Source organism: Humidesulfovibrio sp. (assembly GCF_035560995.1).
GTDB lineage: Bacteria > Desulfobacterota > Desulfovibrionia > Desulfovibrionales > Desulfovibrionaceae > Humidesulfovibrio.
On sequence record NZ_DATMYK010000144.1, the window covers coordinates 1 to 11,846 of the forward strand.

Consider the following 11,846-nt stretch of genomic DNA (forward strand, 5'->3'; position numbering starts at 1 on the left):
GCATAAGCCCCAGCACCCCGGCAAAGGTCAGAAGCACGGCATTGGTTTCGGGAAAGGTTGCTGGCATGTGGCTCCTGCTGGCGCCCGGCGGACTTGCCGAACGGCGCGATCTGCTGCATGATGCGCCGGGCCGGTGGACCCGCGCGCGCCACGATCAGCTCCAGGCTGCTAGCGCATTTCCGGCAGGTCCACAAGCCGTCAATCAAGCCAGCACCAAGAGGAAGCCCATGTCCGACACCGCCCGCTTCATCCCGAACCTTTCCGCCGACGAAACCGCCGCCCTTCAACTTTCGGGCCTCAAATGGACCGTTGCCCACGCCTATGCGGGCAGCCCGTTCTATCGCGCCCGCCTGGACGAGAAGGGCGTGGCCCCCGGCGACATAAAGAGCCTGTCGGACATCACCAAGCTGCCCTTCACCACGGCCCAGGACCTGCAAACCGGCTACCCGCTGCCGCTTCTGTCCGTGCCGGAAGAGCGCGTGGTGCGCATCCACGGCTCAAGCGGCACCACGGGCAAGCGCAAGATCCTCACCTACACCCAGAAGGACATCGACGACTGGGCCAACATGTTCGCCCGCTGCTACGAACTTGCTGGCCTCACCGTGCTCGACCGCGTGCAGATCTGCGTGGGTTACGGCCTGTGGACGGCGGGCGCGGGCTTCCAGCTCGGCTGCGAGCGCTTCGGCGCCATGGCCCTGCCCGTGGGCCCGGGCATGCTGGACATCCAGTTGCAGATGCTCACCGACCTGGGCACCACCTGCCTGTGCAGCACGGCCAGCATGGCGCTGCTTCTGGGCGAGGAAGTGGAGAAGCAGAACCTGCGCGCCAAGCTCAAGCTCAAGCGCTCCATCTTCGGGGCCGAGGCCCACACCAGGAAGATGCGCCAGCGCTTCGAGGAGGCGCTCGGCCTTGAGCACAGCTTCGACATCTCCGGCATGACCGAGATCTATGGACCCGGCGCGGGCATCGAGTGCGAGGCCCACGAAGGCATCCACTACTGGGCGGACATGTACATCCTGGAGATCATCGACCCCGTGACCTTGCAGCCCGTGGCCCCCGGCGAACTGGGCGAAATGGTCATCACCAGCCTCAAGAAAGAGGCCAGCCCGCTCATCCGCTACCGCACGCGCGACATGACCCGGCTTATCCCCGGCGCGTGCCCCTGCGGCTGCGGCATGCCCAGGCACGAGCGCATCCAGGGCCGCAGCGACGACATGATCATCTTCCGCGGGGTGAACATCTACCCCGGCCAGGTGGCGGCGGTGCTGGAAAAGCATGCCGAGCTGAACAGCGAGTACCAGATCGAGCTTTCCCGCGTGGACGGCCTGGACCACATGGTGGTGCGCGTGGAGAAGCGCCCCGGAGCCGCCATCACCTGCGAATGCGCCGATACCCTGGGCGCCGCCGTGGCCGAGGACATCCGCAACCAGATTCTGGTGCGCAGCAAGGTGGAAGTGCTGGAGCCCGGCACCCTGCCGCGCAGCTTCGCCAAGACCAAGCGCGTCATCGATTCCCGCGACAAGGACTAGGCGGCGAAAACGCCTGCCCGGTCCCGCGCGCCGAACAAGAAGGGAAAGGAGGGGCGGCATGCCGAGCCTGACCAACGCAGCGGACCGGCACGTGGTCATCGACCGCCGGGCCGGGCACTACCTGTGCTTCCCGGACGTGTGCCTGGCGGACGACGGCGCGCTTCTGTGCGTGTACAACGAGTTCGACCAGCACGTTGGCGCGCGGCGCAGGCTGCTTGTGAAGGAAAGCCGCGACCAGGGCCGCACCTGGGGCACCCGGCGCATCCTGTGGGCGGTTGATTCCCACTGCCCGCGCCTGTCCAAGCTCTCCGACGGCACGCTGCTCATCACCGACGACGCCGGGCCCACGCTTCTGTGGAGCACCGACCACGGCCGCACCTGGGCCGATCAGCCCGGCACCGGCCTGGGCCACGGGCTCATCGACCGCGTGCTGGAACTGGGCGGGCAGACGCTCTTCACCACCGGGCACCTGCACCGGGGCAGCCAGCCCCGGCACAAGATCCGCCAGGCCCCCACCGAGCAGATGGCCTACATCTCGCGCAACCTTGGCCGCAGCTGGGAGCCCTTTTCGGTCATCGCCAATGAGAAATGCCTGGTGCTCTGCGAGGCCTCGGTCATCCGCCTGCCCGGCCCCGTTCGGGACACTGGCGGGAACGCCGCCGCCCCGCCGCGCCTGCTGGCGCTGATGCGCGAGAACTCCTTCGTGGGCGAGCCCATGTACGCCAGCGTCAGCCTGGACGGCGGGGCCAACTGGAGCCAGCCTGTGCCCACGCCGCTCATCGGCCACCGGCCCACCCTGGGCTGGACGCGTTCCGGCAGGCTGCTCGTGACCTACCGCGACGTGGGCCCGGACCCCGGCACCAAGGCCTGGCTGGGTGGCCTGGACGAGCTGTGCTCCGACTTTTCCGTGCATGGCCTGCACCCGGAATCGGGCAGCGCGGTGCTCACCCCGGAGGGGCTGCTGGTGCGCAGCGAGAGCGGGCCGCGCGCGCCGGTGCGCTATTCCCTGCGGCCCATCACCGACCCGGAGCGCGCCCATGTGGAGTTCGAGGCCGAGGTGCACGTGCGCCAGGCCGACATGAGCGGCTGCGGCATCCGCCTGGGGCTGTGGTGGAAACTCTTCCCGGATTGCATCATGCCCGAGGCCGAAGGGGCCGGGGCCTACGCCTGGAGCCCGGACCGGCCGCACACGGTGCGCATCACCTACGAGCCCGGCCTGTGCCGGTTGTTCGTTGACGGCGAGGCCTGCGGGGAATATCCCGTGGACCCGCTGGACGGCGACACCCGGCCCATCATCGCGGGAGCTGTCTCGCGCAAGGCGGACAACGCCTGCGAGGTCCTGTGGCGGCGCATGTCCCTGGTCATCCACGAGCCCGGCCTGGGCCGGGCCTATTCCTGGCGCTGGGACCACGGCCAGGGCCTGCCCGACGCCTTCATCCAGAACCGCGTGCTGGAGCTCAAAAACGACCGCCAGGCCAGTCCGGTGGACTTCGGTTACTCTGGCTGGGCCGAGACGGACGACGGCGAATTCTTCTGCGTGTACCACCACGGCGGCGGCGACGAGCCCGGCTATGTGCCCGGCGAAAGCGCCCACATCCTGGGCACGCGCTTTTGCGAAAACGATTTCGGAGTCATTGCGTGACGCAGATCCCCATCATCGCCCCTGAATGGCCGGAGTACGAGCTGCTCGACTCCGGCGACGGCCGCAAGCTGGAACGCTTCGGCAAATATCTCATCGTGCGCCACGAGCCCAAGGCCTGGTGGCGGCCCGCCCTGCCGGAGCGCGACTGGGCGACCGCCCACGCCAGCCAGGACGAGGAGGGCAGACTCACCACGTCCAAGAAGCTGCCCGCCGCCTGGCCGCTCAGCCTCGGCCTCGGTTCTGACTCCAAGGGCAAGCCCCTCGCCGTCACCCTGGAGGCCCGCGTCAGCGAGACCTCGCGGCACATCGGCCTGTTCCCGGAGCAGGCTCCGCATTGGCGGCTCATCGCCGCACTCGGCGCGGAGCTGACCAGGGCCGCCGCGCCAAATGCCGAGCGCCCGCGCCTGCTGAATCTCTTCGGCTACACCGGGGCCGCCAGCCTGGCCGCGCAGGCCGCAGGCTTCGCCGCCACCCATGTGGACGCCTCGCGCCCGGCCATTGCCTGGGCCAAGCGCAACCAGGAGCTGTCCGGCCTGTCGGATACGCCGGTGCGCTTCCTGCTCGACGACGTGGTGAAGTTCGTGCAGCGCGAAAAACGCCGGGGCAGCCGCTACGAGGCCATTCTCCTCGATCCGCCGTCCTTCGGGCGCGGGCCGAACCGCGAGGTCTGGAAGGTGGAAGGCATGATCCGCGACCTCCTGGTGGACTGCCGCGAGCTCTTGTCCGACCGGGCGCGCCTGCTGCTGCTCACCATGTACAACATCGAGGCCTCGGCGCTCATGCTCGGCAACCTGATGGACGACGTGCTGCGCGGCCTGCCCGGAACCGTCACCGTGGGCGAACTGGCCGTGCCGCACACCGCGCCCGGAGCGGAGAAGCGCTTTCTGCCGCGTTCGCTGTTTGCGCGCTGGGAGAGGTAAGAGGCCAAGGGGTTCAAGTCCTTTGGCCCCCGCTGGAGACGCTGCCCCAGGCTCCGGTCAAGAGGAGGGATAAGGCCCCCTTGCCGCGAGGGAATAGTCACCGGACAATCAGTGCCGGCGAAGGCTGCGCAACCGCACGACAGGTTTGTCACCGGTTGGAGCCGCATTGTTCCGGCCCTGCACGTCAACCCTGCGAACCGGCGTGACGCCTTCAGGGGAGCATCCGCATTGCCTGCCCTGCGGCCCTGGACGGGGAAATCCGAACAGCCCCCCGGCGCATGCTCAGCCATCTTGGCTGATAGTCCTGCGGAAGCGCCCCAGAGCCGCGAGGAAGAGCACCCCCCCAATGCCCAGCAGGATGAGCAGCTGCGGCCACACCACGTCGATCCCCACGCCGCGGTAAAGGATCGCCTGCCCAGCGGCGACGAAATGTGTGGTAGGCGCGGCCAGCATCACGTTCTGCACAAGCTCGGGCATGCTTTCGCGCGGGGTGGAGCCGCCGGAGAGCATCTGCAGCGGCAGCAGCACCAGCACCAGCAGCATGCCGAACTGGGGCATGCTGCGCGCCAGCGTGGCCATGAAGATGCCCATGGAGGTGGTGGCGAAGAGGTGCACCGCCGCAACCAGCAGGAAAAGGGCCACGGACCCCTGGACGGGCACGTTGAGCGCGCCCTGCACCACGGCCACCAGCGCAACCAGCGCACCGAGCAGCACAACAAGCCCCATGGACCAGACCTTGCCCAGCATGATTTCTGCGGGTGTCACCGGCATGACGAGCAAATGTTCGATGGTGCCGTGCTCGCGCTCGCGGATGAGCGCCGCGCCGGTGAGGATGATGGACAGCATGGTCACGTTGTTGATGATCTCCATGAGCGAGCCGAACCAGGCCTGTTGCAGGTTGGGGTTGAAGCGCATGTGCAGCACCAGGTCCACGGGCTGGCTCGGGTTGTTGCGGTACCGGCGCACAAAATCGTTCACTTCGCCGGAGATTATCTGCTGGATGTAGCCGCTGCCGATGAAGGCCTGGGTCATGAGCGTGGCGTCCACGTTGAGCTGCGCCGCGGGCGCGCGCCGGGCCAGCACGTCGCGCTGGAAGTTCGGGGGGATGTCGAGCACGAAGGTGTATTCGCCGTTGTCCATGCCCTGGTCGCCTTCGGCCAGGGAGATCATCCTGGGGGCCTTGAAGCGCGGAGGATACAGACTCGCCACGATGCGCGCCGACAGCGGCGAGCCGTCCTCGTCCACAATGGCGATGGGCGCGTTGTGCAGGCTCTCGGGCATGGCGGTGGCGGCCACGTAAATCGACACCGTGAACACATAGGCGATGAGGATCAGCATCATCGGGTCGCGCACCAGGCTCCACAGCTCTTTTACGCCCAGGCGGTAGATGTTGGCGAAAAAGGACCGCACGTTCAGCTCTCCTGCTTTTTGAGCAGCATGATGGCCGCCCCCATGATGACCGGTACGGCGGCCAAGAGCGGCCAGAACGAGGACGCCAGGCCGGAGAAGCCCAGCGCCTTGTTGAATACCCCCCGGCTGATGGTCAGGAAATACGTGGCCGGGTAGATGCGGCCGATGAACGCGCCGAAGCCCTCAAGCGATGACACAGGGTTCAGCAGCCCGGAAAATTGCACGCAAGGGATGAGCGTGCCGATTATGGCCACGAAGATCGCCGCGATCTGGCTTTTGGTGAAGGTGGAGACCAGCAGGCCGAAGCCGGTGGCGCAGAGGACGAAGACCAGGGCGGCCAGGAAGAGCGTGGGGAAGCTGCCCTTGACCGGCACCCCGAATACCGTGACCGCAAGCGCGGTCATCAGCAGAAAATTCAGCATGCCCAGCCCGATGTACGGCAGTTGCTTGCCGAGCAAGAATTCCGCGCGCGTCACCGGGGTGACGTACAGGTTGAGGATGGAGCCCAGCTCCTTTTCGCGCACCACTGAGAGCGCCGTCAGCATGGCCGGAATCATCATCAGGAGCATGGGGATCACCGCGGGCACCATGGCGGGCAGGCTCTTCACGTCCGGGTTGTAGCGGTAGCGGGTTTCCAGGCTGCTGGCCGCCCCAACGGATTGTCCCAGCCGGTGCAGGGCCATGTCGGCCAGCCACATCTGGTGCATGGCCTGCACGTAGCCCGATACCGTTTCCGCGCGGGTGGGCATGGCGCCGTCCACCCAGGCTCCGAGCTGCACGGTCTTGCCGTGTTCGATGTCGCGTCCGAAGCCGTGCGGAATCTCGATGGCCAGCGCCAGCTCGCCGCTGCGCATGCGCTGGTCGAGCTCGGTGTGGTCGAGGATCGCCCGCTTCTCAATGAAATAGCGCGAGCCGGAGAGATTCAGCGCGTAGTTACGGCTCAGGCCGCTCTGATCGCCGTCGAGGACGGCGTAAGGCAGGTTCTCCACGTCCAGGTTGATGCCGTAGCCCATGATGAACATCAGGATGGCCGTGCCCAGAAGCGCCAGGGTGCCCCGCAGGGGGTCACGCGCCAGTTCGAGCATCTCGCGCAGGGTGTAGCTCCAGAGACGGCCGGAATCGAAGCGCCGGCGGGCAGGGGGCGCAGCCGCCGGAGCCGTGTCGGCCGGAATCTTCCCCGCGGGCGGGGCCGCAGCCGGGCCCGGCGCGGGCTTCTGCGCGTCCGTGGCGGCGGTGGCCTCCTCAAGGTAGGAGACGAAGGCCTCTTCCAAGGTCGTTGTGCCGCGCGTCTGCACCAGTTCCGCGGGAGAGCCGGTCACCAGAACCTTGCCCGCGTGCATCAGAGAGATGCGGTCGCATCTCTCGGCCTCGTTCATGAAATGGGTGGAGATGAAGACCGTCACGCGGTCCTGCCGGGCCAAGTCGATCATCAGTTGCCAGAACACGTCGCGGGCGATGGGATCCACGCCCGAGGTGGGCTCGTCGAGGATGAGCATTTCCGGCTTGTGCACCATGGCCACAGCCAAAGACAGGCGCTGGCGGATGCCAAGCGGCATGCTCTCCGGCAGGATGTCCAGCATGTCGCCCAGGCCGAAGCGCCCGGCCATTTCGTCCACGCGCGCGGGGATGTCCGCCTCCGGCACCTGGAACAGCCGCGCGTGCAGCACCAGGTTCTGCCGCACGGTGAGCTCCCCGTAGAGGGAGAACGCCTGCGACATGTAACCCACCCGGCGGCGCGTGGCGATGTTCGCGCTGTCGACCTTTTGGCCGAAGAGCCATGCCTCGCCTTCGCTTGCGGGCAAAAGCCCGGTGAGCATCTTCATGGTGGTCGACTTTCCGCAGCCGTTGGAGCCGAGGAAGCCGAAGATCTCGCCGCGCCGGATGCGGAAATCCACATGGTCCACGGCCACGAAGTCGCCGAAGCGCATGGTCAGGCCCTTGGCCTCGATGGCGCTTTCGTCGTTCTCGGCCGCCACCAGCGGCGGCACCACCACGTCCTTGTGCCCGCGCCGTTGTTCTTCAGGCATGAGCGCGATGAAGGCGGCTTCAAGCGTGTCGGTCCGGGTGCGCTCGTGCAGATCGGCCGGCGTGCCCGTGGCCAGCAGTTTGCCCGCGTTCATGGCCACCAGCCAGTCGAAGCGGTCGGCCTCCTCCATGTAGGCGGTGGCCACCAGCACGCTCATGGCGCTGCGTTCGGCGCGGATGTGGTTGATGAGGTCCCAGAACTGCCGCCGCGAAAGCGGGTCCACGCCCGTGGTGGGCTCGTCCAGAATGAGCAGGTCCGGGTCGTGGATGAGCGCGCAGCACAGGCCGAGCTTCTGCTTCATGCCGCCGGAAAGCATCCCGGCCGGGCGGGCCAGGAAGGGGGCAAGGGCCGTGCTGGCGGTCAACTCGTTGATGCGCCGGCGGCGTTCGGCGGCATTGTGGCCGAAGAGCCGCCCGAAAAACTGCAGGTTCTCCTCCACGGAGAGGGTGGGGTAGAGGTTACGGCCCAGGCCCTGCGGCATGTAGGCGATGCGCGGGCACACGGCGTCCCTGTGTCGGGCGCTCGCCATGTCGCCGCCAAGCACCTCCACGCTTCCCGTCTGCACGGCGCGCGCCCCGGCCAAGAGCGACAGCAGGCTCGACTTGCCCACGCCGTCCGGGCCGATGAAGCCCACCATGCGCCCGGCGGGAATGTCCAGGCCGATGTCGTCCAGGGCCAGAATCTTGCCGAACTTCAAGCCCACGCCGCTCAGGCGCGCCGCGAACGCGGGTTCGGCGGGGGCGTTCATTGCGGAACCTTGATGGCCAGCTCGTCCGGCCACCGGGCCTGGGCGTCGAGCTTGATCCAAGCCACGCCAGGCAGGCCCGTCTTGATGAGCTTGGGATACTTTTGCAGCAGTGCGGGGTCTATCTGCGCCTTGACCCGGAACATCAGCTTCTGCCGTTCGCTGGCGGTCTCCACCGTCTTGGGGGTGAACTGGGCCGTGGCGGCCACAAAGGAGACCGTGGCCGGAATGACGTAGTCGGGCGCGGCGTCCAGCACCAGGCGCACCTCGCCGCCCAGGGCGATCTTGCCCGCGTCTGTTTCGGGCAGGAAGAAGGTCATGTAGACGTCGTTCAGGTCCATGAGGTTCAGCACCTTGCCGCCGCCCGCCAAAACCTCGCCCGGCTGGGCCACGCGGTACTGCACGCGGCCGTTGCGCGGCGAAACGAGCTGGCTGTCGGTGATGTCGGCCTCGATGCGGGCGATGCTGGCCTCTGCGGCGGTGACGGCGGACCGTTCGCCCACCACCTGCGCCTGGGCGGCGTCTATGGCGGCCTGGGCCGCGTTTACCTGGGCCTTGGCCGCACCCACCGCAGCCTGGGCGCTGCGCGCGCGCGCTCGGTCGTCGTCTCGCTCCTGAACGGAGGAAGCGCCCTCGCTGGACAGGGTTTCGGAACGGCCCGCGCGCAGCTGCGCCGCATCGCGTTCGCTCTCGCGCTGGGTCACCAGGGCCAGGGCCGAAGCCTTGTCGCTCTGGCGCACGGCCACCTGGGCTTCGGCAGCGATCACGGTGTTCAGCGCCTGCTGGTGCCTGGCGCTGGCCTCGTCGCGCTGGGCGTCCAGAACCTGCACCTGCATCTTGGCCAGGGGCTGGCCGATGCTCACAAAGTCGCCCTCGTCCACCAGAATGGCATCGACGCGGCCCGCCAGTTTCGTGGCCACGTCCACCTCCGTGGCTTCCACGCGGCCGTTGCCGCTGGCGAAGCCGGGACCGGGGCCGGTCTTGCGCAGCATTAGCCAGGCGATGAGCCCTGCCGCCACGGCGAAGCCCACCAGTCCGGCGGCAACCCACTTTCTGACGGAGATCGCCTTTGCGGCGGCAAGCATCTTTTCGAGGGAGAATGTCATCGAGCGTACCCTCTTTGCTGTGTGTCGAGTTGGTCCGCGAGGGGGGGGGCGGGCTCGGCGTTGGCCGGTCCTGCTGCGGCCGCCTCGGGCGCGTCTCCGCCAAGGGCCGCGTACAGGTTCACGCGGCTGGAAAGCAGCGCCCGGCGCGTCTGCACCAGCTGTTGGGCCATGGCCAGCAGGTCGCGCTGGGCGTCCAGCACTTCCAGAAAGGCCGCCGCGCCGTTGTCGTACCGCAGCTTGGCCAACCGCGCGCGTTCGGCCTGCACCGTCACCGAGGCGTGCAGGATTTCCACCTGCTCCCCAAGCCAGCGGCGGCCCGCCAGGGCGTCGGCCACATCGCGGAAGGCGCCCTGGATCGTCTTTTCGTACTGCGCCACTGCCGTGTTGCGGCGGGCCCAGCTCAAATCGAGGTTGCTGCTGTTGCGCCAGCCATCGAAGAGCGGCAGCGAGATGCTTGGGGCGAAGCTCCAGGCGAGGCTGCCGTCCTTGAACAATCCGTCGAGCTCCGCGCTGGCCGTGCCGTAGGAGCCGATGAGCGTGATGCGCGGGAAGAAGGCCGCGCGGGCCGCTCCGATGTTTGCGTTGGCTGCCTTCAGTTGCTGTTCGGCGGCCATGATGTCGGGGCGCTGGAACAGCAGTTCGGAGGGCAGGCCCACGCGCAGTTCGCGCAAAACGCCCGCATCGTCGAAATATCCGGGCTCGGGGTCGAGGCGTACCGGCATGCCGACCAGCAGCGTCAGGGCGTTGGCCTGCACCGCGCGCGCCTGCTCCAGTTCCGCGCTCAAGGCTCTGGCCTGCAGCCACAGGGTCTCCACCTGGGTCAAATCCAGGCGAGAGGTGGAACCGACCTCGACCCTGCGACGGAATATTCGCAATGATTCTTCATGGCTGGCGCTTGTCTTCCGCGCCAGGACAAGGCGTTCATCAAGCTCGCGCAGGGCCAGGTAACTGTTCGCCACTTGCGTGATGACGCTCAACGTCACGGCGCGACGGGTGGAATCCGCGGCGAGGTAGTTCTCCAGCGCCGCATCCTTCAGGCTGCGCACGCGGCCCCAGAAGTCCAGCTCCCAGGCGTTCAGGCCCAGGCCCACCTTGAACGTGTTCGAGGTCATGGGCTTGCCCGTGGCGCTCAGGTCTGCGGGCACACGCGTGCGGCTGCCCTCGGCCACGGCCCCGATGCTGGGGAACTGCTCGGCGCGCTGGATGCCGTATGCGGCGCGCAGTTCCTCCACGCGCGCGACGGCGATGCGCAGGTCGCGGTTGTGCTCCAGCGCCCGGGCGATGAGGGTCTGCATTGGGGGATCGGCGAAGAAGCCCCGCCAGCCCGGAGCGGCCAGGGGCAGGCTGGAAGCCTGCGCCCCGGCATCGGGATAGGCTGCCGCCACCGGCGAGGGCGGCCGTTCGTAAGTGGGCGCCATGGACATGCAGCCGCCCAGGGCCAGAAACGCCATGAAGGCGAGTCCCCGCAGGGCCAGACGGCTCACTGCCCGCGTGCGCAGCACCCGGGGCGTGTCAGGCCGCGCATTCATGGCGTGGCCGCGCCATCCGTGCGGGCCTGGGTCCCGGCCTCGCACCGCGGCACCGCCTCGATCTGGTCCAAAGAGCCGATGATCATGCGACGCCCAGCAGCCCGGCCGAGGTGCTGCCTCCTGGCGTTCTGGGCCAGGCAGAAGGCCCCGCTGCCGATGAGCGTTCTTCCGGCCGGGGCGTTCAGGACGGCAAGGAGCGTCACCCCCATCCCCCCCTCGTCATTTTTCGCACCGGAGAGGGCCGTTGCGCCCTGGCCGGGAGTGGACTCTTTGCTCATTGCGGTCCCCGTTGGTTTTTGCCGCGGCGTATGGCCTTGGGTGCAGACAGGACGGCGGGCCTCATGGTCCCTTTGGGGTGGGGCTGTCGTCCAGGCATGCAATGGGCTTGCGCCGCGGGCCAGACTGGATGGGCGGTGTGCTTTCGGGGCCTGGAAGAGGAAGAACCGCGGAAGGCTGCTTCAGGTGGCCTGATCTTGGAAGGTGGCTGGCGTGACGTTCCACGCGCGCGGGCCCATCATTGTGCGCTTCGCGGCCCGTGGAGCACGATCACTGCTTGTGGTGGGGCTTCGGCCGGGGCGTGGCCAGAAGGACAAGGATCTTGCTCCAGGTGGAGTCGCTCACGGCCTTCTTGGGGAGCACGCTTCCCATTGGCGTATCCACTCCGGGCGAGACCAGGACGCCTTGCTCCAGCCGCTCAAGGTCGAGGTATTCTTCACCGTCCGCAAGGCGGATGTCGGTCTCGGCAGAGGCCACGTTGGCGACTTCATCGTTGGAAAGAAGCTTCAGCAGGCTGTCGCGCGTGATGTATTCGTTGCGTGTGGCGTTCGTGCTGGTCGTCATTTCTGTTCCCCTTGCCGACGTGGCGTCGGCGGTTCGGTGTTATGCCGCCCTGGCGGGTTTTGGCTCTGGCGGGCGCCTCAGCGATAGACCATGCCGCCG

Annotated in this window: 9 protein-coding genes; 3 read left to right on the forward strand and 6 right to left on the reverse strand. The window is 67.7% G+C overall.

All coding sequences use genetic code 11. The features are described 5' to 3' along the window. The first annotated feature begins 227 nt into the window (after positions 1-227). Genes VN419_RS05725 through VN419_RS05735 form a run of 3 tightly spaced genes read left to right on the forward strand, consistent with a single transcriptional unit; the run spans position 228 to position 4,091 of the window. A complete protein-coding gene (locus VN419_RS05725; protein ID WP_325645370.1) occupies positions 228-1,529 on the forward strand; it encodes a phenylacetate--CoA ligase in 1,302 nt (433 codons plus the stop codon). Positions 1,530-1,587: 58 nt separating this feature from the next. Next, the gene (locus tag VN419_RS05730) at positions 1,588-3,171 is read left to right on the forward strand and encodes a sialidase family protein (protein WP_325645372.1); all 1,584 of its coding nucleotides are present in this window, start codon (positions 1,588-1,590) and stop codon (positions 3,169-3,171) included. Beyond that, positions 3,168-4,091, forward strand: a complete 924-nt coding sequence (locus VN419_RS05735; protein WP_325645374.1) for a class I SAM-dependent methyltransferase — start codon at positions 3,168-3,170, stop codon at positions 4,089-4,091. Before VN419_RS05730 ends, VN419_RS05735 begins: the two co-directional genes overlap by 4 nt. Before the next feature lie 282 nt (positions 4,092-4,373). On the opposite strand, the gene VN419_RS05740 is transcribed toward VN419_RS05735, so the two are convergent. From VN419_RS05740 to VN419_RS05765, 6 genes are all read right to left on the reverse strand, one after another. Beyond that, entirely contained in the window at positions 4,374-5,501 is a 1,128-nt protein-coding gene (locus VN419_RS05740; RefSeq protein ID WP_325645376.1) for an ABC transporter permease, read from the reverse strand. A gap of 2 nt (positions 5,502-5,503) precedes the next feature. Then, positions 5,504-8,275: a ribosome-associated ATPase/putative transporter RbbA gene (gene rbbA / locus VN419_RS05745; RefSeq protein ID WP_325645378.1), complete on the reverse strand. Its 2,772-nt coding sequence runs from the start codon at positions 8,273-8,275 to the stop codon at positions 5,504-5,506. Continuing rightward, positions 8,272-9,378, reverse strand: a complete 1,107-nt coding sequence (locus tag VN419_RS05750; RefSeq protein ID WP_325645380.1) for an HlyD family secretion protein — start codon at positions 9,376-9,378, stop codon at positions 8,272-8,274. Before VN419_RS05750 ends, rbbA begins: the two co-directional genes overlap by 4 nt. Continuing rightward, positions 9,375-10,907, reverse strand: a complete 1,533-nt coding sequence (locus VN419_RS05755) for an efflux transporter outer membrane subunit (protein WP_325645382.1) — start codon at positions 10,905-10,907, stop codon at positions 9,375-9,377. The genes VN419_RS05750 and VN419_RS05755 overlap by 4 nt, the downstream gene beginning before the upstream one ends. Next, positions 10,904-11,185, reverse strand: a complete 282-nt coding sequence (locus tag VN419_RS05760) for a hypothetical protein (RefSeq protein WP_325645384.1) — start codon at positions 11,183-11,185, stop codon at positions 10,904-10,906. Before VN419_RS05760 ends, VN419_RS05755 begins: the two co-directional genes overlap by 4 nt. A 268-nt stretch (positions 11,186-11,453) precedes the next feature. After that, on the reverse strand, positions 11,454-11,747 hold the full coding sequence (locus VN419_RS05765; protein ID WP_325645386.1) for a hypothetical protein: 294 nt from the start codon (positions 11,745-11,747) through the stop codon (positions 11,454-11,456). Between the last annotated feature and the right edge of the window lie 99 nt (positions 11,748-11,846).

Coding starts and splice junctions, on each gene's coding strand:
- VN419_RS05760 (WP_325645384.1), bottom strand. CDS start 11,185: ATGAGCAAAGAGTCCACTCCCGGCCAGGGCGCAACGGCCCTCTCCGGT.
- rbbA (WP_325645378.1), bottom strand. CDS start 8,275: ATGAACGCCCCCGCCGAACCCGCGTTCGCGGCGCGCCTGAGCGGCGTG.
- VN419_RS05755 (WP_325645382.1), bottom strand. CDS start 10,907: ATGAATGCGCGGCCTGACACGCCCCGGGTGCTGCGCACGCGGGCAGTG.
- VN419_RS05730 (WP_325645372.1), top strand. CDS start 1,588: ATGCCGAGCCTGACCAACGCAGCGGACCGGCACGTGGTCATCGACCGC.
- VN419_RS05750 (WP_325645380.1), bottom strand. CDS start 9,378: ATGACATTCTCCCTCGAAAAGATGCTTGCCGCCGCAAAGGCGATCTCC.
- VN419_RS05725 (WP_325645370.1), top strand. CDS start 228: ATGTCCGACACCGCCCGCTTCATCCCGAACCTTTCCGCCGACGAAACC.
- VN419_RS05765 (WP_325645386.1), bottom strand. CDS start 11,747: ATGACGACCAGCACGAACGCCACACGCAACGAATACATCACGCGCGAC.